At 73.1% G+C, this 25,817-nt stretch carries 24 protein-coding genes and 1 pseudogene; 6 read left to right on the forward strand and 19 right to left on the reverse strand.

What is annotated here, in order from left to right; all coding sequences use genetic code 11:
* Nucleotides 1–228: 228 nt before the first annotated feature.
* The 3 genes from OF852_RS04875 to OF852_RS04885 all read right to left on the reverse strand — a co-directional run bounded on the left by OF852_RS04875 (nucleotide 229) and on the right by OF852_RS04885 (nucleotide 4,936).
* Nucleotides 229–2,520 (reverse strand): polyribonucleotide nucleotidyltransferase, encoded by a 2,292-nt coding sequence (locus tag OF852_RS04875; RefSeq protein WP_271120681.1) that lies wholly within the window; start codon nucleotides 2,518–2,520, stop codon nucleotides 229–231.
* 297 nt (nucleotides 2,521–2,817) lie between these two features.
* The gene (locus OF852_RS04880) at nucleotides 2,818–3,435 is read right to left on the reverse strand and encodes a CE1759 family FMN reductase (RefSeq protein WP_271120682.1); all 618 of its coding nucleotides are present in this window, start codon (nucleotides 3,433–3,435) and stop codon (nucleotides 2,818–2,820) included.
* An 82-nt stretch (nucleotides 3,436–3,517) separates the two neighbouring features.
* Nucleotides 3,518–4,936, reverse strand: a complete 1,419-nt coding sequence (locus OF852_RS04885) for a cation:dicarboxylate symporter family transporter (protein WP_271120683.1) — start codon at nucleotides 4,934–4,936, stop codon at nucleotides 3,518–3,520.
* 65 nt (nucleotides 4,937–5,001) lie between these two features.
* On the opposite strand from OF852_RS04885, the gene OF852_RS04890 reads away from it, so the two are divergent.
* Nucleotides 5,002–6,624 carry a sensor histidine kinase gene (locus OF852_RS04890; RefSeq protein WP_271120684.1) on the forward strand — a complete coding sequence of 541 codons (1,623 nt, stop codon included), beginning with the start codon at nucleotides 5,002–5,004 and terminating at the stop codon, nucleotides 6,622–6,624.
* On the forward strand, nucleotides 6,621–7,325 hold the full coding sequence (locus OF852_RS04895; RefSeq protein WP_271120685.1) for a response regulator: 705 nt from the start codon (nucleotides 6,621–6,623) through the stop codon (nucleotides 7,323–7,325). Before OF852_RS04890 ends, OF852_RS04895 begins: the two co-directional genes overlap by 4 nt.
* Here OF852_RS04895 and OF852_RS04900 read toward each other — a convergent pair.
* Complete coding sequence (locus tag OF852_RS04900; protein WP_271120686.1) at nucleotides 7,298–9,319, reverse strand: GDSL-type esterase/lipase family protein; 2,022 nt, start codon at nucleotides 9,317–9,319, stop codon at nucleotides 7,298–7,300. The genes OF852_RS04895 and OF852_RS04900 overlap by 28 nt on opposite strands.
* Nucleotides 9,320–9,447: 128 nt before the next feature.
* Here OF852_RS04900 and OF852_RS04905 point away from each other — a divergent pair, with 128 nt between their 5' ends.
* Nucleotides 9,448–10,053, forward strand: coding sequence for a DedA family protein (locus tag OF852_RS04905; RefSeq protein ID WP_271120687.1), 606 nt, complete (start codon nucleotides 9,448–9,450; stop codon nucleotides 10,051–10,053).
* 134 nt (nucleotides 10,054–10,187) lie between these two features.
* On the opposite strand, the pseudogene OF852_RS04910 reads toward OF852_RS04905, so the two are convergent.
* The 10 genes and pseudogenes from OF852_RS04910 to hrcA all read right to left on the reverse strand — a co-directional run bounded on the left by OF852_RS04910 (nucleotide 10,188) and on the right by hrcA (nucleotide 19,262).
* Nucleotides 10,188–11,285: pseudogene (locus OF852_RS04910) on the reverse strand (LLM class flavin-dependent oxidoreductase).
* A 226-nt stretch (nucleotides 11,286–11,511) separates the two neighbouring features.
* Entirely contained in the window at nucleotides 11,512–12,408 is an 897-nt protein-coding gene (era, locus tag OF852_RS04915; protein ID WP_271120688.1) for a GTPase Era, read from the reverse strand.
* Nucleotides 12,405–13,712, reverse strand: a complete 1,308-nt coding sequence (locus OF852_RS04920; protein WP_271120689.1) for a hemolysin family protein — start codon at nucleotides 13,710–13,712, stop codon at nucleotides 12,405–12,407. The genes era and OF852_RS04920 overlap by 4 nt, the downstream gene beginning before the upstream one ends.
* Nucleotides 13,709–14,170, reverse strand: a complete 462-nt coding sequence (gene ybeY / locus OF852_RS04925) for an rRNA maturation RNase YbeY (RefSeq protein ID WP_271120690.1) — start codon at nucleotides 14,168–14,170, stop codon at nucleotides 13,709–13,711. Before ybeY ends, OF852_RS04920 begins: the two co-directional genes overlap by 4 nt.
* Nucleotides 14,167–15,219, reverse strand: a complete 1,053-nt coding sequence (locus OF852_RS04930; RefSeq protein WP_271121116.1) for a PhoH family protein — start codon at nucleotides 15,217–15,219, stop codon at nucleotides 14,167–14,169. The genes ybeY and OF852_RS04930 overlap by 4 nt, the downstream gene beginning before the upstream one ends.
* A 55-nt stretch (nucleotides 15,220–15,274) precedes the next feature.
* Nucleotides 15,275–15,634: a histidine triad nucleotide-binding protein gene (locus OF852_RS04935; RefSeq protein ID WP_271120691.1), complete on the reverse strand. Its 360-nt coding sequence runs from the start codon at nucleotides 15,632–15,634 to the stop codon at nucleotides 15,275–15,277.
* A gap of 9 nt (nucleotides 15,635–15,643) precedes the next feature.
* On the reverse strand, nucleotides 15,644–16,381 hold the full coding sequence (locus OF852_RS04940; RefSeq protein WP_271120692.1) for a phosphotransferase: 738 nt from the start codon (nucleotides 16,379–16,381) through the stop codon (nucleotides 15,644–15,646).
* A gap of 12 nt (nucleotides 16,382–16,393) precedes the next feature.
* Complete coding sequence (locus OF852_RS04945) at nucleotides 16,394–17,125, reverse strand: 16S rRNA (uracil(1498)-N(3))-methyltransferase (protein ID WP_271120693.1); 732 nt, start codon at nucleotides 17,123–17,125, stop codon at nucleotides 16,394–16,396.
* 7 nt (nucleotides 17,126–17,132) lie between these two features.
* Entirely contained in the window at nucleotides 17,133–18,233 is a 1,101-nt protein-coding gene (dnaJ, locus tag OF852_RS04950) for a molecular chaperone DnaJ (RefSeq protein ID WP_271120694.1), read from the reverse strand.
* 6 nt (nucleotides 18,234–18,239) lie between these two features.
* Nucleotides 18,240–19,262: a heat-inducible transcriptional repressor HrcA gene (hrcA, locus tag OF852_RS04955; RefSeq protein ID WP_271120695.1), complete on the reverse strand. Its 1,023-nt coding sequence runs from the start codon at nucleotides 19,260–19,262 to the stop codon at nucleotides 18,240–18,242.
* Nucleotides 19,263–19,443: 181 nt separating this feature from the next.
* Here hrcA and OF852_RS04960 point away from each other — a divergent pair, with 181 nt between their 5' ends.
* Both OF852_RS04960 and OF852_RS04965 read left to right on the forward strand, forming a co-directional pair.
* Nucleotides 19,444–19,800: a DUF4870 domain-containing protein gene (locus OF852_RS04960; RefSeq protein WP_271120696.1), complete on the forward strand. Its 357-nt coding sequence runs from the start codon at nucleotides 19,444–19,446 to the stop codon at nucleotides 19,798–19,800.
* Nucleotides 19,801–19,861: 61 nt separating this feature from the next.
* Entirely contained in the window at nucleotides 19,862–20,407 is a 546-nt protein-coding gene (locus OF852_RS04965) for a DUF4870 domain-containing protein (RefSeq protein WP_271120697.1), read from the forward strand.
* Between the two features lie 42 nt (nucleotides 20,408–20,449).
* Here the strand turns inward: OF852_RS04965 and hemW are convergent, their stop codons facing one another.
* Genes hemW through OF852_RS04980 form a run of 3 tightly spaced genes read right to left on the reverse strand, consistent with a single transcriptional unit; the run spans nucleotide 20,450 to nucleotide 22,958 of the window.
* Complete coding sequence (hemW, locus tag OF852_RS04970) at nucleotides 20,450–21,676, reverse strand: radical SAM family heme chaperone HemW (protein ID WP_271120698.1); 1,227 nt, start codon at nucleotides 21,674–21,676, stop codon at nucleotides 20,450–20,452.
* On the reverse strand, nucleotides 21,676–22,266 hold the full coding sequence (locus OF852_RS04975; RefSeq protein WP_271120699.1) for a DUF1990 family protein: 591 nt from the start codon (nucleotides 22,264–22,266) through the stop codon (nucleotides 21,676–21,678). Before OF852_RS04975 ends, hemW begins: the two co-directional genes overlap by 1 nt.
* Nucleotides 22,263–22,958, reverse strand: coding sequence for a DUF1990 family protein (locus tag OF852_RS04980; RefSeq protein WP_271120700.1), 696 nt, complete (start codon nucleotides 22,956–22,958; stop codon nucleotides 22,263–22,265). The genes OF852_RS04975 and OF852_RS04980 overlap by 4 nt, the downstream gene beginning before the upstream one ends.
* Before the next feature lie 97 nt (nucleotides 22,959–23,055).
* On the opposite strand from OF852_RS04980, the gene OF852_RS04985 reads away from it, so the two are divergent.
* Nucleotides 23,056–23,418, forward strand: a complete 363-nt coding sequence (locus OF852_RS04985; RefSeq protein WP_271120701.1) for a hypothetical protein — start codon at nucleotides 23,056–23,058, stop codon at nucleotides 23,416–23,418.
* 7 nt (nucleotides 23,419–23,425) lie between these two features.
* On the opposite strand, the gene lepA is transcribed toward OF852_RS04985, so the two are convergent.
* Nucleotides 23,426–25,276, reverse strand: a complete 1,851-nt coding sequence (gene lepA / locus OF852_RS04990; RefSeq protein ID WP_271120702.1) for a translation elongation factor 4 — start codon at nucleotides 25,274–25,276, stop codon at nucleotides 23,426–23,428.
* A 108-nt stretch (nucleotides 25,277–25,384) separates the two neighbouring features.
* Nucleotides 25,385–25,801, reverse strand: coding sequence for a DUF4190 domain-containing protein (locus OF852_RS04995; RefSeq protein WP_271120703.1), 417 nt, complete (start codon nucleotides 25,799–25,801; stop codon nucleotides 25,385–25,387).
* Between the last annotated feature and the right edge of the window lie 16 nt (nucleotides 25,802–25,817).

The following is a 25,817-nucleotide window of genomic DNA, read 5'->3' on the forward strand; positions in this document are numbered from 1 at the left end:
CGCGCGGGATCGCGCGAGGCGTCGACTGCGCCGGACTGCTCCACATCCCCTCCCCCGATCGGTCCCGTTGCGAGCAGGTTAGCCCCGGTGCGAGGCGCGCCACGCGCGCACGCACCGAATCGTTATGAATCTTCATCATTCTGAGTGCCGCTCGCGGAATCCCGCTCCCGAACGCGACGGAGGCCGCCCCGCGCGATGCGGGACGGCCTCCGTCGTGAGCGCTGCGGATCAGCCCTCGGCCGGCGCCTCGGGACCGGCGGCGGCCGCCGAGGAGCCCTCGGTGTCGCCGCCCTCGGTCTCCTCGACGACGGGCGCGAGCGACAGCTTGCCGCGGTCGTCCATCTTCGTGATCTCGACCTGGAGCTTCTGGCCCACCGAGAGGACGTCCTCGACGTTCTCGACGCGCTTGCCGCCCGCGAGCTTGCGGACCTCGCTGATGTGCAGGAGGCCGTCCTTGCCCGGCATGAGGGACACGAAGGCGCCGAAGGAGGCGATCTTCACGACCGTGCCGAGGAAGCGCTCGCCGACCTCGGGGTTGATCGGGTTGCCGATCGCGAGGACGCGGGCACGGGCCGCCTCGGCCGTGGGGCCGTCGGTCGCGCCGATGTAGACGGTGCCGTCCTCCTCGATGGAGATCTCGGCGCCGGTCTCGTCCTGGATGGCGTTGATCGTCTTGCCCTTGGGGCCGATGAGCTCGCCGATCTTGTCGACCGGGATGTTCACCGAGATCACGCGCGGAGCCGTCGGGGCCATCTCGTCCGGGCCGTCGATCGCCTGGTTGAGGACCGAGAGGATGGCCGTGCGGGCCTCCTTCGCCTGCTTGAGCGCGCCGTCGAGGACGGAGGACGGGATGCCGTCGAGCTTCGTGTCGAGCTGGATCGCCGTCACGAAGTCGGAGGTGCCGGCGACCTTGAAGTCCATGTCGCCGAGCGCGTCCTCCGCGCCGAGGATGTCGGTGAGCGCCGCGTAGCGGGTCTCGCCGTCGACCTCGTCGGAGACGAGGCCCATCGCGATGCCCGCGACGGGCGCCTTGAGCGGCACGCCCGCGTTGAGCAGCGACAGCGTCGAGGCGCAGACGGAGCCCATCGAGGTCGAGCCGTTCGAGGACAGCGCCTCGGACACCTGACGGATCGCGTAGGGGAACTCCTCGCGGCTCGGGAGCACCGGCACGAGGGCGCGCTCGGCGAGGAAGCCGTGCCCGATCTCGCGGCGCTTGGGCGAGCCCACGCGGCCGGTCTCGCCGGTCGAGTACGGCGGGAAGTTGTAGTGATGCAGGTAGCGCTTCTTCGTCACCGGCGAGAGCGAGTCGATCTGCTGCTCCATCTTGAGCATGTTCAGCGTCGTGACGCCGAGGATCTGGGTCTCGCCGCGCTGGAAGATCGCGGAGCCGTGGACGCGCGGGATGACCTGCACCTCGGCGTCGAGCGCGCGGATGTCCGCGAGCCCGCGGCCGTCGATGCGGACGCCGTCGGTGAGGATGCGGCCGCGCACGATCTTCTTCGTGACGGACTTGTAGGCGCCCGAGACCATGGGCGGCACGTCGCCGCCGAGCTCGCCGGCGTCGACCTTCTCCTGGATCGCGAGCTTCACGCGCTCCTTGAGGGCGTCATCCTGGTTCTGGCGCTCGGTCTTGTCGGCGATCTGGTAGATCGCGGTGAGCTCGTCCTTCGCGATGGCCTCGACGGCGGCGAAGGCCTCGTCGCTGTAGGCGAGGAACACCGGGTACTCGCGGATCTCCTTCGCCGACTGCGCGGCGAGCTCCTCCTGCGCCTTGACGAGCGCGGCGATGAAGGGCTTGGAGGCCTCGAGGCCCTGGGCGACGACGGCCTCGTCGGGCTTCGTCGCGCCGCCCTGGATGAGGTCCCAGCTCTGCTCGGTGGCCTCGGCCTCGACCATCATGATCGCGACGTCCTCGGTGCCGTCCGCGTTCTTGACGACGCGGCCCGCGACCGTGAGGTCGAAGACGGCGTCGGCGAGCTGCGAGTGCTTCGGGAACGCGACCCACTGGTCGCCGCTCGAGCTCGGGATGAGCGCGAGGCGGACGCCCGCGATCGGGCCGCTGAAGGGCAGGCCCGAGATCTGGGTCGAGGCGGAGGCCGCGTTGATCGCGAGCGCGTCGTAGAACTCGTCGGGCGCGATCGAGAGGACCGTGATGACGATCTGGACCTCGTTGCGGAGGCCGTCGACGAAGGACGGGCGCAGGGGCCGGTCGATGAGGCGACAGACGAGGATCGCCTCGGTGGAGGGGCGGCCCTCGCGGCGGAAGAACGAGCCGGGGATCTTGCCGGCGGCGTAGGAGCGCTCCTCGACGTCGACGGTCAGCGGGAAGAAGTCGAAGCCCTCCCGGGGGTGCTTGCCGGCGCTCGTGGCGCTGAGCAGCATGGTGTCCTCGTCGAGGTAGGCGGCGACGGCCCCCTGGGCCTGCTGCGCGAGGCGGCCGGTCTCGAAGCGGACGGTGCGGGTGCCGTAGCGGCCGTTGTCGATGACGGCCTCGGCGAACTTGATCTCGGGACCTTCCATAGGTCTCTCCTCTTTCTTGCCGAGGAGCAGGGGCGGGAAGTCGTCGCGCGGCTCAGCATGCCGACGTGCTCATGCGAGCGGCGGACGGGCTCTGCAAGCCTCTGGTCAACAGTCGAAACCCACCGTCCGCGATCTCGCGCGCTCGGGGGACCACCACCACTGACCAGCTTCGAGCCGGTCTGCTCCATGGTTCGGCCGCCGGTCGGCGGCCTCGGCCATGGTATCAGCGCGGGGCCTCGGGGGGCGAGGATGCGGGTGCGGCGCGCCCGCCGCGGCGACGGCGAGCGCCCCGGCCGATCAGGCGGCGACGCCGGAGGGGTCGAAGCCGGCCGGCAGCGCGAAAGGGTCCGTCGCGACGCGGGCGGGCGCGCGGAGCACGAGCTCGGCCAGCTCGCCGCCCGCGCGGTCGATCCGACGGCCGAGCGCCGCCGAGGCCTCGGCGGAGCCCCAGTCCTGCGACGCCGCGTAGACGCCCGTGGACGCGATGCTCGCGCCGAGGTAGGCGAAGACGGGCCGCAGCGCGTAGTCGATCGCGAGCGAGTGGCGCTCGGTGCCGCCGGTCGCGGCGAGGAGGGTCGGCATCCCGCGCAGCGCCTCCGGGTCGATCCCGTCGACGAAGGTCTTGAAGATGCCGCTCGCGCCGGTCGTGAAGACGGGGGTGACGGCGATGAGGGCGTCGGCGCCCGTGACGGCCTCGACGGCCCCCGCGAGGCGCGGCGTCGGGTAGCCGGTGAGCAGCCGGTCGACGGCGTCGTGGGCGAGCTCGCGCAGCTCGATCGTCTCGATGCGCGAGTCCTCCCCCGCGACGGCGAGCGCGCGCGCCGTCGCCTGCCCGAGCCGGTCCGCGAGCAGCCGGGTCGAGGAGGGCGTCGAGAGCCCGGCGGCGACGACGACGGCGATGGTGCGCGGGGACATGGGGCGACTCCGATCGGGGATGCAGTCCATGCGTCTGCATGGATACCCGGATCAACCCGAGCGGAGCCGCGGCTATTCCCGCTCAGCGGCCGCGCCGCTCCTCGCGCTCGACGCCGACGATGGTCTCGAGATCGCGCGTCTCCGGCCGCTCCGGGACCTCGCGGCGGGTGCTCGGCGCGATCTCCGTCGCCGACTCCCCCTCCGCGTGCACCTCACGCGACGCGAAGGCCGCCTCGTCGAAGGGATCGCCCCCGTCGAGGACCGTCTTCACCCTCGCCGCATCCATCTCGCCCGTCCAGCGGCCGATGAGGAGCGTCGCGACCGCGTTGCCCGTGAAGTTCGTGAGCGCGCGCGCCTCCGACATGAAGCGGTCGATGCCGACGATGACGCCGACGCCGTCCACGAGATCCGGGCGGTAGGTCTGCAGGCCGCCCGCGAGGGTCGCGAGCCCGGCGCCCGTGACGCCCGCCGCGCCCTTCGAGGCGATGATCATGAAGACGAGGAGCCCGATCTGCTCGCCGATCGAGAGCGGCGTGCCCATCGCGGTCGCGATGAAGAGCGAGGCCATCGTGAGGTAGATCGCGGTGCCGTCGAGATTGAAGGAGTAGCCCGTCGGCACCGTGATGCCGACGACCGGCTTCGAGACGCCGACGTGCTCCATCTTCGCGATGAGCCGCGGGAGCGCCGCCTCCGAGGAGGAGGTGCCGACGATGAGCAGATACTCCTTGCCGAGGTACTTCATGAGCTTGAAGATGTTGACGCCCGTGACGAGCCGCAGCAGCGTGCCCAGGACCACCACGATGAAGAGGACGCAGGTGATGTAGAAGCCGGCCATGAGCGTCGCGAGGCTCACGAGCGCCCCCGCGCCCGTGTTGCCGACGACCGCCGCGATCGCGCCGAACGCGCCGACGGGCGCGAGCCAGAGCACCATCGAGAGGATGCGGAAGACGATCGCCTGGAGGCTCTTCACCGCGGCGAGCGCCGGCCTCCCCTTCTCGCCGAGCCCCTGGATCGCGAAGCCCACGAGGAGCGCCACGAAGAGGGTCTGGAGGATGCTCCCGTCGACGAGCGAGGAGAACAGGGACACGGGGATGACGCCCAGGATGAAGTCGGTCGTCGACGTCGCCTCCCCCTCCGTCTCGTACGAGGCGCCCGCGATGTCGAGCCCCTCACCCGGGTGGATGAGGTTGCCGACCACGAGGCCGATCGCGAGCGCGAAGGTCGACATGACGATGAAGTAGCCGAGGGCCAGGCCGCCGACCTTCCCGACCGTCGCGGCCTTCGCGATCGAGCCGACGCCGATCACGATCGTGCAGAAGATCACCGGCGCGATCATCATCTTGATGAGGGCCACGAAGCCCTTGCCGATGGGCTCGAGGGCGGTCGCGAACTCGGGGGCGGCGATGCCCACGATCGACCCGGCGATCACCGCGACGATCACCGCGATGTAGAGGTAGTGGTTGCGGTCGATGCGCCGCAGTGCCTGTAGCGTCGTTGCCATCGCCCCAGCGTGCTCCCGGGCCCTGCGGCATGGAAGTTGTGGTCATATTGGTCGAAGGCGAGCGGATGGCGCGTGGACGGGGCTGGTCGATCGCGGGCCGCGCGATCCTCGTCCAGCTCGCGGCCGTCCTCGTCATCGGCGGCGCGATCGCCCTCCTCCTCGTGCTCGACGCCCGGCGCGGCGCCGACGAGGACGCGGCCGAGCTCAGCCTCGCGATCTGCGAGACGATCGCGGTCGACCCGGCCGTGCTGGCGGCGCTCGACGGCCCCGACCCGACGGCGGCACTCCAGCCCTTCGCGCTCGGGGTCGTGGCCGAGGACCGCGTCGACTTCGTCACGATCATGTCGCCGGACGGCATCCGCTACACCCACCCCGACGAGGCCGAGATCGGGCGGCCGTTCCGCGGCACGATCGATGCCGCGCAGCGTGGCGGATCGATCACCGAGACCTACACGGGCACGCTCGGCCCGAGCGTCCGCGCGGTCGTGCCGATCGAGCGCGACGGCGAGCTCCTCGGGATCGTCTCGGCGGGCGTCACGACCGATCGGGTCTCGACCCAGGTGCTGCCCCGGCTCCCCTTCGTCGCCCTCGTCGCCGTCCTCGTCGTCGCGATCGGCGGGCTCGCCGCCTGGCTCACGGGTCGCGAGGTGCGGCGCGCGACGGGCCGGCTCTCGGGGGCGGAGCTGCAGAACATGGTGCAGTTCTACGAGTCGGTGCTGCACGCCGTGCGCGAGGGCGTCGTCCTCACGGACGGCACGCGCCGCATCCTGCTCTACAACGACGAGGCGGCCGACCTGCTCGGGCTCCCGCCGGCGCCCGAGCGGCCGCAGCCGCGCACCGCGGCGGAGCTCGGCATCGAGGGGCCCGTCCGCGCGATCCTGGACACGGGGCGGCGCGCCGTCGAGGAGGCGCACTCGGCGGCGGGCCGCGTGCTCCTCGTCAACCAGGAGGCGGCCGCCCCGCCCGGCGGCGCGCCCGGCACGGGCGGCGGCAGCGCCGTCATGACCCTGCGCGACCAGAGCGAGCTGCAGCATCTCGTCGGCGAGCTGGAGTCGGTGCGGACCATGACGGACGCGCTCCGCGCCCAGGCGCACGAGCACGCGAACACCCTCCACACGATCGTCTCGCTCCTCGAGCTCGGGCGCACGGCCGAGGCGGTCGAGCTCGTCGCCTCCGCGAGCCGCGCCGGCCAGCAGCTGACCGACGCCGTGCTCGGCCGCGTCGAGGACCCGGTGCTCGCGGCGCTCCTCCTCGGCAAGTCGGCGCAGGCCGCGGAGCGCGGGATCGAGCTCCGCGTCGAGTCGGCGCCCGCCGCATCCCTGCCGCTCCCGCCCGCGGCGATCGTGTCGATCCTCGGCAACCTCCTCGACAACGCGATCGAGGCGGCGCTGCGCGGCCCCGCGCCGCGCGCCGTCGTGCTGCGGATCCGCGACGAGGGCGGCCGCATCGGGATCGAGATCGAGGACAGCGGCCCCGGCGTCGCCCCCGAGCTCGACCCCGCCGAGGGCGGCGACCCCTTCCTCGCGGGGGCGACGAGCAAGCGCGGGGATGCGGCGGCCGGCGGCGAGCACGGCATCGGCCTCGCGGTGGTGCGCGCGCTCGTCGAGGCGGAGGGCGGCGAGGTCGGCTTCCTGCCGGGTCGGCCGACCCGCGTGCTCGTCTCGCTGCCCTCGGGCGGCGCCCCGTGATCCGCGTCCTCGTCGTCGACGACGAGCCGCTCACCGCCGAGGCGCACGCCGGCTATCTCGCGCGCGTGCCCGGCTTCGAGCTCGCCGGCATCGCGCACAGCGCGGGCGCCGCGCACCAGGCGATCGCGGCGGCGAGCGAGTCGGCGCCGGGCGCGGGCATCGACCTCGTCCTCCTCGACCTCACCCTCCCCGACGCCTCGGGGATCGACCTGGCGCGACGCCTCCGGGCGGAGGGCTCCTCGGTCGACATCGTCGCCGTCACCGCCGTGCGCGAGCTCGAGGCCGTGCAGACCCTCATGTCGCTCGGCGCGATCCAGTACCTCATCAAGCCCTTCGACTTCGCCGCGTTCCGCGACCGGCTGGAGCAGGCGGCGCGCCACCGCGAGCGTCTGGAGGCGGTGCGCGGCGCGGCCACCCAGCAGGAGGTCGACGAGCTGCTCGCCTCGCTGCACGCCCCCGCGCGCACGGCGCTGCCGAAGGGGCTCTCGAGCGAGACGCTCGACGCGGTCGCGGCACGGCTCCGCACGGCGGCGACGGCGGTCACGGCCTCCGAGCTGGCCGGCGCGCTCGCGCTCTCGCGCGTCACGGCGCGCCGGTACCTCGAGCACCTCTCCGACCTCGGCCTCGCGCGGCGCGCGCCGCGCTACGGCGGGCCCGGCCGCCCCGAGCTGACCTACCGCTGGCGCACCGGCGAGCGCTGAGCCCCGTCCGCGGGGCCGACCGGCACGAGCGCGTCGTGCTTCGCGACGCGGCCGTCGCCCGCCGTGCGGCCGCGGATGCGGCGGCCCGCCCACGGGCGCACGTGCGTCCACATCCACGCCGGGAGCGTCAGCTGCGGCTCGATCGGGTCGACGTCGCCGTCGTGGATCGCGTCGTCGAGCGCCCCGAGCTCGGCGGCGCCCGGCACGCCGAGCGCGGCCGCCGCACGGTAGGAGAGGAGACGGTGGCCGTGCGAGCTGAGGTGCACCCGGTCGTCCGCCCACATGCGCGTCTCGAGGAAGGCCGGATCCTCCGTGAGGTCGAGCAGCTGCGCGCCCTGCTCGCGGCAGACGCGGTGCAGCTCGAGCGCGAACACCCGGGTGCGCTCGTGGAGCGCGCGGAGGAAGGGCCACGGCGGGATGACGGGCGTCACCACGAGCACGTGCGCGCCGGTCGCGCGGAGCCGGGCGATCGCGGCGGCGAGGCGGGCCGCGAGACGATCGGGTCGCGCCCCGGCGCGCGCCAGGTCGTTGCCGCCGATGAAGACCGTCACGAGGTCGGCGCCGAGCGCGATCGCGCGCGGCAGCTGCTCCTCCACGAGGAGCGGGATGGTGCGGCTGCGCACCGCGAGGTTCGCGAAGCCGAGCGCCTCCGAGCCCGGTCCCCGATGCGCGAGGATCATCGCGAGCCGGTCGGCCCAGCCGCGGTACTCCCCCGCATCCTGGCGGGAGGTGTCGCAGAGCCCCTCCGTGAGGCTGTCGCCGAGCGCCACATAGCGCTTCCAGACCGGCGCCGCGACCGGCATGGGCGCGGTCTCGGGCGCCGGCCCGACCTGGACGGGCACCCTGTGCGGAGCCCCCGCGCTCGCCGCCGCGTGGAGCGAGATCGCCTCGCGGTAGTGGCCGAGCAGCTCGTCGCCGATCGCCGACCAGCTGCGGCGGGCGACCGCCTCGCGGGCCGCGACCGAGAAGGCGCGTCGCTTCGCGGCATCCCCCGCGAGGTCCATGACGCGCGCGCGCAGGTCGTCGAGGTCGCCGGGGCGGTACAGCCAGCCGGTGCGGCTCGACTCGACGAGGTCGAGCGGGCCGCCCCGTCCCGTCGCGACGACCGGGACGCCGCTCGCGAGGGCCTCCTGGATCGTCTGCCCGAAGGTCTCGTGCTCGCCCGGGTGCACGAAGACGTCGAAGCCCGCGAGCGACTCGGCGAGCGCCGCCCCCGACTGGAAGCCGAGGAAGCGCGCCTCGGGCAGCAGCCGCTCGAGGGCCGGGCGCTCGGGGCCGTCGCCGACGATCACGAGGCGCGTGCCGGGGATGCCGTGCACCGCCCGCAGGTGCTCGAGCTGCTTCTCGGGGGCGAGGCGTCCCAGGTACCCGATCACGACCTCCCCGCCCGGCGCGTGCTCGGCGCGCCAGGACGCCGAGCGGCGGGCGGGCGAGAAGCGCTCCGCGTCGACCCCGCGCGCCCAGCGCCGCAGCCGGCGCACGCCGAGGGCGGCGAGCTCGTCGAGGGAGGCGGAGGAGGGCGCGAGCGTCAGCGTCGCCTTGCGGTGCAGCCGGCCGAGGTGCTGCGAGAGCCCCGCGGTCGCGGCGCCCACGCGGTAGCGCTGCGCGTAGCCCGGCACATCCGTCTGGTAGACCGCGACGCTCGGGATCCCGAGGCGCTCGGCCGCGCGGAGGGCCTGCCAGCCGGTGAGGAAGGGGGATGCGAGATGCACGACGTCCGGCCGGAAGTCGCGCAGCGCCGGCTCGATCCAGCGGACCGGCACCGGCGCGAGGCGCACCTGCGGGTAGCTCGGGATCCCGACGGAGCGGAGCTCGCGCAGCTCGGCCGTGTGGAAGCTCGGATCGGCCTCGGTGCCGGCGGCGGCGGCCGCGGCCGGCGTCACGAGCAGCGTCTCGTGACCGGATCGGCTGAGGTGGCGCACCACCTGCAGGAGGGAGTGCGTCACCCCGTTCATGTGGTGGATCGAGCTCTCCGCGACCAAGGCGACTCTCACACGCCCAGGATGACCCGGCATCCCGCCCGGAGCGCGGCCGGACGGCCCCGGGCACCGAGACTTCACCCGATGTGCGCCGCCCGGTCACCGGACGCCTGCCGTTCACCCGGCGGGGCGAGGATGCGCGCATGGACGACGCCTGGCTGGATGCGGTGGCCGCCTCGCCGTGGCTGCTCCCGGCGCTCTTCGGTCTGGTCGTCGCGGACGCCCTCGTCGTCGTGCTGCCGAGCGAGACGCTCGTGGTCGCGCTCGGCGCGCTCTGGGGCGCGAGCGGGGAGCCCGCGATCGGCGCGGTCCTCGCGGTCGCGGCGGCAGGCGCCGTCGTCGGCGACTCGCTCTGCTACCTGCTCGGCCGCACGGTCGGCCTCGAGCGCTGGCGCTGGCAGCGCGGCCCGCGCGTCGCCCGCGCGGTCGGGCGGGTGCGGGACCAGGTGCACCGCCGGGCGACGGTCCTCGTCTTCACGGCCCGCTACATCCCCTTCGCCCGCATCGCCGTGAACCTCGCCGCCGGGGCGAGCCGCCTCCCGTACCGCCGGTATCTGCCCCTCTCGGCGGCGGCCGGCTGCGCCTGGGCGGTCTACAACCTCGCGATCGGGGCGCTGTTCGGGCGGGTGCTCGAGCATGAGCCGCTGCTCGCGGTGGTCATCGCGGTCGCGGTGGCGATCTCGCTGGGGGTCGTCGTGGATGCGGTGGCGCAGCGCCTCGCGCGACGCCGCGCCGGGCGCGAACGCTGATCGCCGGCGCTCGGATGGCGCGGATTCAGGAACCGCACGGACCCTCCGCCGACGCGGGACCGCCGTCGCGGGCGGAGTCCGGCGCATCGCGGCACACCGGAGTGCGGCGCTCCTGAATCCGCGCCGGCGAGACCTCAGCGCGCGGTCGCCGCGGCGGCGGCGTCGCGCGCGGCGACGAGGTTCTCGTGGGTGGGCGCGTCGGGCACCTCGGCCGGGCGGCCGCGGTCGAGCTCGCGGCGCAGCACCGGGACGACCTCGGTGCCGAGGATCTCGAGCTGCTCGAGCACGACCTCGAGCGGGAGGCCGGCGTGGTCCATGAGGAACAGCTGGCGCTGGTAGTCGCCGAAGTGCTCGCGCATGCCCGCGTAGCGGTCGATGACCTGCTGCGGGCTGCCGACCGTGAGCGGGGTCTGGGCGGTGAAGTCCTCGAGGCTCGGCCCGTGGCCGTAGACGGGCGCGTTGTCGAAGTAGGGGCGGAACTCCGTGACGGCGTCCTGCGAGCTCGCGCGCATGAAGACCTGTCCGCCGAGGCCGACGACCGCCTGCTCGGGGGTGCCGTGGCCGTAGTGGGCGTAGCGCTCGCGGTAGAAGCCGATGAGCTGCTGATAGTGCTCCTTGGGCCAGAAGATGTTGTTCGCGAAGAAGCCGTCGCCGTATTAGGCGGCCTGCTCGGCGATCTCGGGGCTGCGGATCGAGCCGTGCCAGACGAAGGGCGGCACGCCGTCGAGCGGGCGCGGCGTCGACTGGAAGCCCTGGAGCGGGGTGCGGAAGCGGCCCTGCCAGTCGACGGAGTCCTCCCGCCACAGGCGGTGGAGGAGACCGTAGTTCTCGATCGCGAGCGGGATCCCCTCGCGGATGTCCTTGCCGAACCACGGGTAGACGGGCGCCGTGTTGCCGCGGCCGAGCATGATGTCGACGCGGCCGCCGGCGACGTGCTGGAGCATCGCGAAGTCCTCGGCGATCTTGACGGGGTCGTTCGTCGTGATGAGCGTCGTGCTCGTCGTGAGGAGCAGCCGCTCCGTCGTCGCGGCGATGAAGCCGAGCATCGTCGTCGGGCTCGAGGGCACGAAGGGCGGGTTGTGATGCTCCCCGAGGGCGAACACGTCGAGCCCGACCTCCTCCGCCTTCTGCGCGATGCGGAGGATGGCCTGGATGCGCTCCGCCTCGGTCGGGGTCCGTCCGGTGGTCGGGTCGGTCGTGACATCTCCGACGGTGAAGATCCCGAACTGCATGGCGGTCATCGCGCGCTCCTCGTGTCAATGCAAACGTATCGAATCATCCACGGGAACCGAGCAGCACCCCGTCGTATTCCAGCAGAGGGAGACCGGGCAATCCGTCCGGCGCGCGCCTCCGAATCCCCCATGACGTTCCGGGGGGAACGCGCCGAGCGGCGTCAGACCGCTCCCGCACAGACGCCGGCCCGGCCCATCGGGGGATGGCCGGCCGGCGTCGCGGCGGCTAGAAGCCCAGCCGCCCCAGCAGCTTCGGGTCGCGCTGCCACTCCTTCGCCACCTTCACGCGGATCGACAGGAACACCTGCTTGCCGACGAGCGGCTCGATCTGCGCGCGAGCGGTGCGGCCCACCTCCTGCAGGCGGGCGCCGCCGCGGCCGATCACGATGCCCTTCTGGCTGTCGCGCTCGACGAAGAGGTTCGCGTAGACCTCGAGCAGGTCCTTGTCGTCGCGGTCGACCATGTCCTCGATGGTGACCGCGAGCGAGTGCGGCAGCTCGTCCTCGACGCCCTCGAGCGCCGCCTCGCGGATGAGCTCCGCGATGCGGATGTCGAGCCGCTCGTCGGTGACGTGGTCGTCCGGGTAGAGCTGCATCGACACCGGCATGAGCCCGATGAGCTCGGAGGCGAGGAGGTCGAGCTGGATGCGGTTCGCCGCCGAGACGGGGATGATCGCCTCCCACTCGCCCAGCTCGCTCACCTGCAGCAGCCGCTCCGCGACGACCGGACGCGGCGCCGCGTCGATCTTCGTCACGACGGCGACGCGCTTCGCCTTCGGGAAGCGCTCCAGCTGCTCGTGGATGAAGCGGTCGCCGGGGCCGATCCGCTCGTCCGCCGGGACGCAGAAGCCGATCACGTCGACCTCCCCCAGGGTCGACTGCACGACGTCGTTGAGCCGCTCGCCGAGCAGCGTGCGCGGCCGGTGGATGCCGGGGGTGTCGACGACGATGAGCTGGCCGTCCGGGTGGTGGACGATGCCGCGGATCGCGCGGCGCGTCGTCTGCGGCTTCGAGGAGGTGATCGCCACCTTCTCGCCGACGAGCGCGTTCGTGAGCGTCGACTTGCCGACGTTCGGCCGGCCGACGAAGCTCGCGAAGCCGGCGCGGTAGGCGGGGGTGCTCATCGGGTCTCCTCCATGCCGCCGAGCGCGGACTCCGCATCGATGAGCGCCGCATCCCGCTCGACGACGACGGTGTGCAGCAGCTTCCGCCGGCCCTCGACGCGCTCCGCCGTGAGCAGGAGGCCCGAGACGACGACCTGCGAGCCCGCGACCGGCAGGCGCCCGAGCGTCTTCGTGAGGAGGCCGCCGACGGAGTCGACGTCGTCGTCGTCGAGCTCGATGCCGAACAGGTCGCCGAGCTCGTCGGTCGCCAGTCGCCCGCTCACCCGGTACACGCCGACCGCGAGCTGGGTGATGTCGGGGGTGTCGCGGTCGTACTCGTCGGAGATGTCGCCGACGAGCTCCTCGATCAGGTCCTCCATCGTGACGAGCCCGGCGATGCCGCCGTACTCGTCGACGACCATCGCGAGGTGGTTCGAGGCGAGCTGCATCTGGCGCAGCGTGTCGTCGGCCTTCTTCGACTCGGGCACGAAGGCCGCCGGCCTCGCGAGCTCGCGCGCCGTCGCCGCGACCGCCTCGAGCGGCTGCTCGTGCGCGAGGCGCGCCAGGTCGCGGAGGTAGAGGATGCCGAGCACCTCGTCGACGTCGCGCCCGATGACCGGGATGCGGGAGACGCCCGACTGCAGGAACAGGTCCATCGCGGAGGCGATCGTCGCGTCGTCGTCGACCGTCACCATGTCGGTGCGCGGCACCATGACCTCGCGGACCACCGTGTCGCCCCACTCGAAGATCGAGTGGATGAGCTCGCGGTCGTCCTCCTCGAGGACGGCGAGCGCGGTCGCCTCGTCGACCATCGAGAGCAGCTGCTCCTCGCTCGAGAAGGTCTGCGTCTTGGGCCGGCCCGGCGTGACCCGGTTGCCGAGCGCGACGAGCGCATCCGCGATCGGACCCGAGAGCACGCGGATGGTCCGCATCCCGGGTGCCGAGAACGCGAGGATGCCGCGCGGGTGCGCCCGTCCGACGCTGCGCGGGCTGGACCCCACGAGCACGAAGGAGGCGCCCGTCATGATGAGCGCGCTGATGAGGAGCACCCACCACCACTCGGCGATCGCCATCGAGAAGGCGAGCGTCACGAGCACGGCGGCGGTCGTCTCCGCGATGACGCGCGCGAAGTTGACGGCGTTGCCGTGCGCGCCCGTGTCGGCGGCGATCGCGAGGAGCGAGCGCCTCGCGCGGCTCGTCTCCGCGAGCTCCGCGATGTCGCCGCGGCTCAGGACGCCGAGCGCGGCATCCGCCGCCGCCAGCAGGCCGCCCGCCGCGACGAGGAGCGCGGCGACGAGCAGGAAGGCGACGGCGAGGGCGCTCATCGTCGGCGCTCCTCGAGCGCGAAGCCGACGAGGATCTCGCGCTGGATGCCGAACATCTCCTTCTCCTCCGCGGGCTCCGCGTGATCGAAGCCGAGGAGGTGGAGGATGCCGTGCGTCGTGAGGAGCAGCAGCTCGTCGAGCGTGGTGTGCCCCGCGGTCTCGGCCTGGGAGGCCGCCACCTGCGGGCAGAGCACGATGTCGCCGAGGAGGCCCGCCGGCGTCAGCTCCTCGTCGCTGCCGGGACGCAGCTCGTCCATCGGGAAGCTGAGCACGTCGGTCGGGCCCGGCTCGTCCATCCACTGCACGTGGAGCTGCTCCATGGCGGCCTCGTCGACGAGCACGATCGCCAGGTCGGCGTCCGCGTGGATGCGCATGTGGTCGAGCGCGAAGGCCGCGAGGCGCAGGATCACGGCCTCCTCGACCGGGATCGCGGACTCGTTGTTGATCTCGATGGTCATGCGCTCCCCCAGCGTCCGCCGCGCTTCGGCTTCGGTCCCGTCGTCGGCGCGCTGCGGTCCTGCGGCGCGCGTCCCCGCCGCTCGGCGCGGCTGTCGCCGTCCGGGTTCCCGTGCTCGCGCTCGTACTGGCGCGCCTGCTGCCGCTGGTCGTGCTCGGTGTACGCGTCGACGATCTTCCCGACGAGGGAGTGCCGCACGACGTCCTCGCTCGTGAGGTTCGCGAAGTGGATGTCCTCGACGTGGTCGAGGATGCGCGTCACGAGGCGCAGGCCGCTCGCCGCGTTGGGGAGGTCGACCTGGGTGATGTCGCCCGTGACGACCATCCGCGTGCCGAAGCCGAGCCGGGTGAGGAACATCTTCATCTGCTCGGGCGTCGTGTTCTGCGCCTCGTCGAGCACGACGAAGGCGTTGTTGAGGGTGCGGCCCCGCATGTAGGCGAGCGGCGCGACCTCGACCGTGCCGGCTGCGAGCAGCTTCGGCACGACCTCCGGATCCATCATCTCGTTGAGCGCGTCGTAGAGCGGCCGCAGGTAGGGGTCGATCTTGTCGGTGAGCGTGCCGGGCAGGAACCCGAGCCGCTCCCCCGCCTCGACCGCCGGGCGGGTGAGGATGATGCGGTCGACCTCCTTGCGCTGGAGGGCCTGCACCGCCTTCGCCATCGCGAGATAGGTCTTGCCGGTGCCCGCGGGGCCGATGCCGAACACGATCGTGTGGTCGTCGATCGCGTCGACGTAGGCCTTCTGGCCGAGGGTCTTGGGGCGGATGCTGCGGCCGCGGCTCGTGAGGATCGCCTGGCTGAGGACGTCGGCCGGGCTCCCCTCCGCGCGCGCGAGCATCCGCGCCGAGGTGGTGACGTCACTGGGCGCGAGCTCGTCGACGCCGCCGCGGACGAGCGCGAGCAGCTCGCCGATGAGGACGCCGGCGGCGCGCACCTGCTCCCGGTCGCCCTCGAGGGTGATGAGATTGCCGCGCACGAGCACGCTCACCTCGGGGAACTGCCGCTCGATCGTCGTGAGCAGGCGATCCTGCGGGCCGAGCAGCCGCACCATGGCGATGCCGTCGACCTGGATCTCCGTGCGCTCGGGGCCGGCGGTGGGCGAGATGTCACTCGGTGCCAAGGGAGCCTTCCGGGAGGGTGCCGCCCAGGACATGGGCGTGGACGTGGAACACGGTCTGGCCGGCGGCCTCGCCCGTGTTGAAGATGAGGCGGAACTGCCCGTCGCAGTGCTCGCGCGCGAGCTCGGCGGCGGTGGCGACGATCTCCTGAAGGAGGGCGGGGTCGCCCGCGCCCAGCTCGACGACGTCACGGTACTCGGCCGTCCGCGGGACGACGAGGAGGTGGACGGGGGCCTTCGGGGCGATGTCCCGGAAGGCGATGACGCGCTCGCTCTCGAACACGATCTCCGCCGGGATCTCGCGCGCGGCGATGCGCTCGAAGACGGTGGGCTCAGGCGTGCTCGACATGCTCCCAGTCTAGGACTCGGCGTCCCAGAGCCGCCGGTACCAGTCGATCCGCCCGGGGTCGGGCTCGATCCCGTAGCTCGCCCAGAGCAGCGGCTCCCAGCCGGGGCCGTAGTTCCAGCCGAGGCTGAGCCCGGCGACCGCGAGGTCGGCCCAGCGGTCGCCGATCGCGAGATCGCCGAGGTCGACGTGCGCGGCGAAGGCGCCGCCGGCGTCCAGCAGCGTGTTCGGGGCGCAGGCGTCGCCGTGCACGAGCACGGGCTCGTCGAGCGGCGGGCGCGGTCCGAGTGCGGCCGGCCGACGCGTGACCCAGGAATCTTCGCGCAGCCAGTCCGGCGCGCCCGCGAGCGGGATGCCGTGGAGCGCCCGCAGGCCGGTCGCGATGGCGCGCACCGCCGTCTCGGGCTCGCCGCGCCAGCGCTCGGAGACCGCCGACTCGCCCGCGAGGGGCGCCGCGAGCATCCAGCGGGCGCCGCCGGCATCCACCCCCTCCTCGAGCGGCCGCGGTGCCGGGTGCCGCGCGGCGAGCCACCTCGCCGCCCGCGCCTCGCGCGCGAGGTCGGCCCCCGTCGAGGGCGGATCCCATTTCACGAAGCCGCGCGGGATGCGGAAGGTGAGCCCGTCGACCACGTTGCGCCAGGCGAGCACGGGCTCCGCGCCGCCCGCGAGCTCGCGCACGACCGCCGGGATCTCGATCCCCTCCATCGACCAGGCGCGCTCCAGGTCGATGCCGTCCTCGTGGAAGCTCACCGCCGCACGCCCTCACCAGCGGGCGAGGCGGGTGTTGAGCACGGCGAGCGCCGCCGGTCCCGCCGTCGAGGTGCGCAGCACGGCGCCGCCGATCCGCATGGGGCGCGCGCCCGCGGCCGCCAGGGTCTCGAGCTCGCGCGGGGAGATGCCGCCCTCGGGGCCCACGACGAGGAGGATGCGGCGGACCCCCTGCGGCTCGAGCTCCATGAGCGACTCGCCCGCCCGGGGGTCGAGCACGACGACGAGCCCGTCGAAGGCGGCGAGCTCGGCGGTCGAGGCGAGCGGCGCGACCTCGGGCACGTGCGCGCGGATCGCCTGCTTCGAGGCCTCCCGCACGATCGCGCCCCAGCGGGCGCGGCCCTTCTCCGCCTTCGGCCCCGCCCAGCGGGAGACGCTGCGCTCCGCCTGCCAGGGCAGGATGCCGGTCGCGCCGAGCTCGGTCGCCGCCTGCACCGCCAGCTCGTCCCGGTCGCCCTTCGCGAGCGCCTGCGCGAGCCAGAGCTCCGGCAGCCGCACCGGCTCCTCGACGACGCGCTCGACCCGGATCGCGAGCCCCGCGGCATCCGCCTGCACGACCTCGCCCTCGAGGATCAGGCCCGTCCCGTCGCCGATCGACACGCGCTCGCCGAGGCGGGTGCGCGCGACCTGGACCGCGTGCCGCGCCTCCTCGCCCGAGATGCCGACGTGCGCGCCCACCCGCGCGAGCGAGCGGTCGAGCTCGGGGTCGAGGTAGAGCCAGGCCATCGTGCCGCTAGAGGTTGAGGAAGCGGTCGCGCAGCTTCGCGAAGAGCCCCTGCTGGAAGGTCGAGAACTCGGGCTTGATCGGGGGGCGGCTCGCGGCGAACTGCTCGAGGATCTGCTGCTCGCGGCTGTTGAGGCGCACGGGCGTCACGACCTGCACGCCGACCTTGAGGTCGCCGCGCCCGCCGCCGCGCAGGCGCGTCACGCCGCGCTCCTTGATCGTGATGATGTCGGCCGACTGCGTGCCCGCCTTGATCGAGACGGGGATGTCGCCGTCGAGCCCCGTGAGGACGGTCTCCGTGCCGAGCACGGCATCGGTCATCTGCACCTCGACGGTCGCGAGGAGGTCGTCGCCCGAGCGGCTGAAGGTGTCGTGGTGCTTGACCTTGACCTCGAGGTAGAGGTCGCCGTTGAGCCCGCCCGCGGGGCCGGCCTCGCCCTCGCCCGGGAGGTGGATGCGCATCCCCGTGTCGACGCCCGCCGGCACGTCGACGCCGATCGAGCGCTTCGCGCGGACCCGGCCCTGGCCGGCGCAGCTCGCGCAGGGGTTCGGGATGACGGTGCCGTAGCCGCGGCAGGTGCCGCACGGCGCCGAGGTCATGACGTTGCCGAGCATGGAGCGGACGGCGCGCTGGATCTGGCCCGTGCCGCGGCACATGTCGCAGCTCACGACGCTCGTGCCGGGCGCGCAGCAGCTGCCGTCGCAGGTCTCGCAGCGCACCGCCGTGTCGACCTCGACGTCGCGCGAGGTGCCGAACACGACCTCGTCGAGGTCGATCTCGATGCGCAGCAGCGCGTCCTGACCGCGCTCGGTGCGCGAGCGCGGCCCCTGCGAGCGCTGCGCGGCGCCGAAGAAGGTCTCGAAGATGTCGCCGAAGCCGAAGCTCCCCGAGCCGAAGCTCGCGGCATCCCCCATGTCGTAGCGCTCGCGCTGGGCGGGATCGCTCAGCACGTCGTAGGCGTGGGTGACGTCCTTGAAGCGCTCGGCCGCCTCCCCGCTCGGGTTGACGTCGGGGTGCAGCTCGCGGGCGAGCCGGCGGTACGCCTTCTTGATGTCCTCGGGGCTCGCGTCGCGCGCGACGCCGAGCACCTCGTAGTGGTCTGCTGCCAAAGCTTCCTAATCCTCACCCAGGAGCCGCGAGAGGTAGCGGGCGACGGCCCGCACCGCGGCGATGTTGTTCGAGTAGTCCATGCGCATGGGGCCCACGACGCCGATACGGGCGGATCCGCCGCCCGAGGCGCTGTAGCGTCCCGAGACGATGCTCGCCTGCTCGAGCGCGGAGCCCGCGTTCTCGCGCCCGATGCTCGTCGAGAGCTCGAGGCCGTCGAGCTCCATCTCGCCGAAGAGCCTGAGCAGGGTGACCTGCTCCTCGATGGCCTCCAGGACAGGGTAGATGGAGCCGCCGAAGTCGCGCTCGGTGCGCGCCAGGTTCGCGGTGCCGGCCATGACGAGGCGATCCTGGCGGTTCGCCTGCACCTGCTCGGCGACGGCCTCCACGACGGCGCGGCCGAGCGCCTGCGCCTCGGGCGGGAGGGAGTCGGGGAGGGCCGCGAGGAGCGGGCCGGCGTCGCCGAGGGCGCGGCCGTCGATCGCCTCGTTGAGCCGCGCGCGGAGCGCCTGCAGCTGCTCCGCATCCACGGGCTCGGCCGTGTCGAGGAGGTGCTGGTCGACGCGGCCGGTGTCGGTGATGAGCACCGTCATGAGCCGCTGCGGGCCGAGCGGCACGAGCTCGACGTGCCGGACGCGGGCCGTGCCGAAGCTCGGGTACTGCACGAGCGCCGCCTGGTTCGTGAGCTGCGCGAGGAGGCGGACGGTGCGGCCGAGCACGTCGTCGAAGTCGACCGCCTGCCCGAGGAAGGCCTCGATCGCGTGACGCTGCGCGGGGCTCAGCGGTCGGAGGTCGGCGAGCTGGTCGACGAAGAGGCGGTAGCCCTTGTCGGTGGGGACGCGGCCGGAGGAGGTGTGCGGGGCGGCGATCAGCTCCTCCTCCTCGAGGAGCGCCATGTCGTTGCGGATGGTCGCCGCGGAGACGCCGAAGGCGTGGCGGTCGACGATGCCCTTCGAGCCGACCGGCTCGCTGGAGGAGACGTAGTCGAGCACGATGGCGCGGAGGACCGCGAGGCTGCGCTCGGAGACCATGCGGCACCTCCCCGATCTCGCTCTGGCACTCGCTCTGACAGACTGCCAAGTGTAGCGCGAGGCATTTGTCCACAGGCGTTGCACCCCCCAACCGCGTGCCGCTAGGTTGTCGTCAGTCGAGCGAGGCTGGGAACCTCGTGCCCGTTCGGCGAGAGACCCTCCCATCCGAAAGGCATCGCGCATGTCCACCACGCCCCCGGCCGCTCCGGCCGCTCCGCTCTCCGAGGCCGACGACCGGCAGTACGCGTCCTTCGCGCACCTCGGCGGCATCATCGGCTTCCTGCCGGCCCTCATCATCTGGCTCGTCTTCAAGGACCGCGGCGCGTTCACGAACGTGGAGGCCAAGGAGGCGCTGAACTTCCAGATCACCGCGCTCATCGTCTACGTCGTGGGCAGCATCCTCTCGGTCATCCTCATCGGCGCGTTCATCTCGCTCGCGATGTGGATCGTCTCCATCATCTTCTCGATCCAGGGCTTCCTGAAGGCGAAGGACGGCGTCAGCTACCGCTACCCCTTCGCCATCCGCCTCATCAAGTAACATCGCGGATCGCAGCGGGCCGGATGCCTCATCCGGCCCGCTTTCGCGTTAAGTTGAGGGCATGACGGATCCGACGCAGCCCCCGCAGCCCGAGCAGCCCGAGCAGGGCGGCCAGCCCGGCACCCCGCCCGGCGCCTCCCCCTACGGCGCCGGCGCGCCGACCCCGCCCCCGTCGCAGCCCGGCGCGCAGCAGCCCGGGTACGGCCAGCAGCCCGGATACGGCCAGCCCGGCGCGTACCCGCCGCCCGCGCCGCCGCAGCCGCTGCGCCCCGAGGACCAGCGGATGTGGGCGACGCTCATCCACGTCGGCGGAATCCTCTTCAGCTTCGTGCCCGCGCTCGTCGGCTACCTCGTGCTCCGCGAGCGCGGCGGATTCGTGCGCGAGCACACCGCGACGGCCCTGAACTTCCAGCTCACGATGCTCATCGCGTACATCGGCGGCTGGATCCTCGGCACCGTCGGCTCGCTCGTCATCATCGGGGCCGTGTTCTACCTCGTCCCGCTCGCCGCCGGCATCCTCGTCATCATCTTCGGCATCATGGCGGCGATCGCCGCGAACCGCGGCCAGAGCTACCGCTACCCGCTCGCCATCACCTTCGTGCGCTGAGGCGCCCGAGTCGCTGCGGCGGGGTCCGGTGAGGGCCCCGCCTCAGCCGCCGAGGAGGCGTCGCACGACGGCGTCGGCGAGCAGCCGCCCCCGCCGCGTCAGCACGACGCGTCCCGCGATCGCGGCGCGGCCCTCGACGAGGCCCTCCGCGATGAGGCCCGCGAGCTCCTGCCGGCCGTCCGCATCCAGCACCGCCGCATCCAGCCCGTCGGCGATGCGGGTCTCGAGCAGCACCCGCTCGACGCGGCGCGTCTCGGCGTCGAGCGTCTCGCGGCCGTGCGCGGGCGAGGCGCCCTCCGCGAGGCGCCCGGCGTACGCGGCCGGATGCTTGACGTTCCACCAGCGGACCCCGCCGACGTGGCTGTGGGCGCCCGGGCCGATGCCCCACCAGTCCTCGCCAGTCCAGTACGCGAGGTTGTGGCGCGAGCGGTGCGCGTCGTCGCGGGCCCAGTTGCTCACCTCGTACCAGCCGTAGCCGGCGGCGGCGAGCGCGTCATCCGCCATCTCGTACAGGTCGGCGTGGAGGTCGTCGTCGATCGGCGGCACCTCGCCGCGCGAGATCTGCCGCGCCAGCTTCGTGCCGTCCTCGACGATGAGCGCGTAGGCGGAGAGATGGTCCGGACGCTGCGCGATCGCCATCTCGAGCGAGGCCGACCAGTCCTCCGGCCGCTCCCCCGGGGTCCCGTAGATGAGATCCAGGCTGACCTGGAGCCCCGCCTCGCGCGCCCACTCGACGACGCGCGGCACGCGCTCCGGGTCGTGCGTGCGCTCGAGGACCGCGAGCACGTGCGGCACCGCCGACTGCATCCCGAAGCTGACGCGCGTGAAGCCCGCGTCCGCGAGGCGGTGCAGCGCATCCCGATCCACGGAGTCGGGGTTCGCCTCCGTCGTCACCTCGGCGTCCGGCGCGAGCCCCCACGCGCCGCGCACGCCGTCGAGCATCGCGGCGAGGTCGTCCGTCGGCAGCAGCGTCGGCGTGCCGCCGCCGAGGAAGACGGTGGAGGCCGGACGCCCGCCCGCGCCCGCCGCATCCAGCACCCGGCGTGCGAGCGCGATCTCCTCGAGCGCCTGGCCCGCGTAGTCGGACTGCGTGACCCCGCGGATCTCGCTCGCCGTATAGGTGTTGAAGTCGCAGTAGCCGCAGCGCACCCGGCAGAACGGCACGTGCAGGTAGACGCCGAAGGCGCGCTCGGCGGCGCCCACCGCGGCGGAGGCGGGAAGCAGCCCGTCGGCGGGCGCCGGGTCGCCGAGCGGCAGCGCGCTCGGCATCAGCCCCCCGACCCGTCGCGCGCGGACCCGTCGCGCGCGGACCGGTCGCCCGCGGACCCGTCGCGCATCGACCGCGCGAGCCGGCGCAGGTAGCGGCGCGTCATCCCCCGCTGCGCGAGGCGGAGCGGCAGCGCGAGCAGCCGCCAGAGGCCCGCGGGGCGCGAGAAGCTGCGCACCGTGAGGCGCACGACGTCGTCCTCGCCCCACTCGAGGAGGAAGGCCTCCTCGCCGCGGAGCGGGTGGCCGGGCATCGTGCCGTAGCCGAAGCCGGCGCGGCGGCGCGCATCCTCGACCCAGACGACCTGCACCGGCTCGCGGAGCGTCATCCCGAGCACCGGGTAGCGGAGCTCGGCCGGATCGCCCGGGCTCACGCGCCCGTCGACGCGGGAGTCGGTGAGCACCCCGAAGCCCGCGAGCTCCTTGACGCCCCAGCTCAGCACCTGGCGCCGCGCGAGCTCCCAGTGCGCCTCGCCCGAGCCGATCGCGGCCCGGCGCTCGCGCGCCCGGAAGCCGCGGGGCGGGTCGGAGAGGATCTCGGCGTCGCGCGTCGCGCCCGCGCGCGGGTAGGGCAGGGGGCGGGACGCGCTCATGCCGTCACCTCGCGGCGGCCGCCGCCCTCGGCGGCCTGTCCCGGGATCGGGCCCATGAGCGCGCGGAGGTAGCGCGAGGTGTAGTACGCCTGCGCGATGCGGAGCGCGGGGGCGAGCAGCCACCACCAGCCGGCCGGCCGGGAGAAGGCGCGGATCGTCACCCACACGCTGCCGTCGCCCCCGCGGCTCACGAGGAAGGCCTCCTCGCCCTCCTCCGCGTGCCCCGGCAGCGTGCCGTACGCGAAGCCCTTGCGGTCCGGCTCGTCGACGACGTAGACGACGCGCGCCGGGAAGTCGAAGCGGATCGGCCAGACGGGGATGCCGAGCCGCGCCGAGTCGCCGGGGCGGATCAGCGACTCGCCCTCGGGGCCGAACGCCGCCTCCCCCGCGCCCTCGACCGCCGCGGGCGCCACCGGCTGGCCGGCCTCGTCGTAGCCGACCGGGATGTAGGTCGCCTCGCTGACCTCCGCGGGGGCCTCGTCGACCCGCACGCGGAATCCCGAGCGGCGCTGGATGCCCCAGCTCAGCGTCTGCGACCAGGCGTGGCGCCAGCGGTCCTCGCCGTGCCCGATGCGCACGCGACGCTCGAGCGGGCGGTAGCCGGCGGGCGGGTACTCGAGCAGGTCGGCGGCGCGCGTCGCCCCGACCGCGCCGTAGGTGACGCTCTGCTCCCAGAGCGGCGGGCGGGTCACCGCGGGGCCCGGCTTCTCGCTCGCATCACCGTACGAGGATACGCGTGCTACTGGAGCGGCGCGGCGCGACCGCCCCGTCCCCCTCGCGGATGGGAGCATGAGCGGCATGCCGGACCTCCCTCGCGCCCCCACCGAGACGGAGCGTGCGGTCCTGGAGCTGCTGCTCTCCGTCGACTTCCCCGGCGTCGCGGAGTACCGCGACCAGGCTCGCAGGGCGGTGGTGACGGAACGCTGTCCGTGCGGATGTCTGGAGTTCTCGCTCGCGGTCCCGGATGACAGCCATCCAGCGAGCGGCCGGGCACAGGTGACCGCGTGGAGCGAGGAGCAGCAGGTGCACCTCGACCTGGAGACCCGTCGCGGCCGACTCGCCGGCGTCGCCCTCACCTGGTTCGGCGAGGATGACGCCCGCATCGCACCGGACCTGGGGACCTTCGAGGTCGCCGCCGGACCAGGCGCGTGACGCACGCCTACTTCTTCTTCGCGGACTCCGTGTCGCCCGAGAGCGCGGCGATGAACGCCTCCTGGGGGACCTCCACGCGGCCGACCATCTTCATGCGCTTCTTGCCCTCCTTCTGCTTCTCGAGGAGCTTGCGCTTGCGGGTGATGTCGCCGCCGTAGCACTTGGCGAGGACGTCCTTGCGCATCGCGCGGATCGACTCGCGCGCGATGATGCGGGCGCCGATCGCCGCCTGGATGGGGACCTCGAACTGCTGGCGAGGGATGAGCTCGCGCAGGCGCCCGGTCATGAGCACGCCGTAGGCGTAGGCCTTGTCGCGGTGGACGATCGCCGAGAAGGCGTCCACCTGATCGCCCTGGAGGAGGATGTCGACCTTCACGAGGTCGGCCTCCTGCGATCCCGCAGGCTCGTAGTCGAGCGAGGCGTAGCCGGCGGTCTTCGACTTGAGCTGGTCGAAGAAGTCGAAGACGATCTCGCCGAGCGGCATCGTGTAGTGCAGCTCGACGCGGTCCTCGCCGAGGTACTCCATGCCGTTCATGGTGCCGCGCCGCCCCTGGCAGAGCTCCATGATGGCGCCGACGTAGTCCTTCGGCGCGAGGATCGAGGCCTTCACGACCGGCTCCTCGACCTTCGCGATCTTGCCGCCCGGGTACTCGCTCGGGTTGGTCACCGTGATGACCTTCCGGTCCTCCGTCGTCACCTCGTAGATGACGCTCGGCGCCGTCGTGATGAGGTCGAGGTCGAACTCGCGGCGCAGGCGCTCGGTGATGATCTCGAGGTGGAGGAGGCCGAGGAAGCCGCAGCGGAATCCGAAGCCGAGCGCGACCGAGGTCTCCGGCTCGTAGTTGAGGGCCGCGTCCGAGAGCTTGAGCTTGTCGAGCGCGTCGCGGAGGTCCGGGTAGTCGCTGCCGTCGATCGGATAGATGCCCGAGAACACCATCGGCAGCGGCTCGGTGTAGCCGGGCAGCGCGTCGGTCGCGGGGGTGCGGGCGGTCGTGACCGTGTCGCCGACCTTCGACTGGCGCACGTCCTTCACGCCCGTGATGAGGTAGCCGACCTCGCCGACCGCGAGCCCCTCCGAGGGCTTCGGCTCGGGCGAGGAGACGCCGATCTCGAGGATCTCGTGGGTCGCCTTCGTCGACATCATCTGGATGCGCTCGCGCGGGTTCAGCCGGCCGTCGACCATGCGGACGTAGGTCACGACGCCGCGGTACGGGTCGTAGACGGAGTCGAAGATCATGGCGCGGGCGGCCGCGTCCGCGTCGCCGACGGGGGCGGGGATGCGCTCCACGACCCGGTCGAGGAGCGCCTCGACCCCGAGGCCGGTCTTGCCGGAGACCCGCAGCACGTCGTCCGGGTCGCCGCCGATCAGCTGGGCGAGCTCCTTCGCGTACTTCTCCGGGTCGGCCGCCGGGAGGTCGATCTTGTTGAGGACGGGGATGATCTCGAGGTCGTTCTCGAGCGCGAGGTAGAGGTTCGCGAGGGTCTGCGCCTCGATGCCCTGCGCGGCGTCCACGAGGAGGATCGCGCCCTCGCACGCGGCGAGGGAGCGCGAGACCTCATAGCTGAAGTCGACGTGGCCGGGGGTGTCGATCATGTTGAGCGCGTAGGCGTCCTGCTCGAGCTGCCACGGCATCCGCACCGCCTGGCTCTTGATCGTGATGCCGCGCTCGCGCTCGATGTCCATGCGGTCGAGGTACTGCGCGCGCATGTCGCGGTCGGCGACGACGCCCGTGATCTGGAGCATGCGGTCCGCGAGGGTCGACTTGCCGTGGTCGATGTGCGCGATGATGCAGAAGTTCCGGATGCGCGACGGATCGGTCGCGGCGGGCTGCAGTGGGGTGAGGGCGCGCGGAGACATGACGGTCGATTCTCTCATCACGCGGGCGCGACCAGGTGCAGCGACGCCGGGGCCCGCCCGGCGCGATGCCGGACGGGCCCCGGATGCGGGTGCGGGTCGCGCCGGCCGCTAGCGGGGGTCGAGCGCCTCCATCCAGGCGGGCAGCTGGTCGAGCCCCGCGAAGCCCCCGTTCGCGCCGTCGAGCAGGAGCAGGAACGGGGCCGCGAAGGCGGCGCCCACGACGCCCATGATCGCGACGAGGATCCAGCCGAAGAGGCCCGCGAAACCGAGGACGATGCCCCAGGTCGACATGCCGCGGGCGGACTCCGAGCGGTGGCCGAGGAAGCCGAACACGACCGCGGCCCCCGAGAGGAGCCACTGGCCGAGCACGATGCCGGCGATCGCGGTCACGAGCGCGGTGATGCTGAACGGGATCGCCGACGGGGCGGCGGATGCGGGGGCGGGCTGGTCGGCGGCGGCCGGCTCGGCCGAGATGACCTCGGTCTGCTCGCGCTCGTCGACGCTGCGGGTGTCGGTGTTCGTCATGTCCTCGACGCTACGC

It is taken from the genome of Homoserinibacter sp. YIM 151385, from assembly GCF_027912415.1.
Lineage (GTDB): Bacteria > Actinomycetota > Actinomycetes > Actinomycetales > Microbacteriaceae > Schumannella.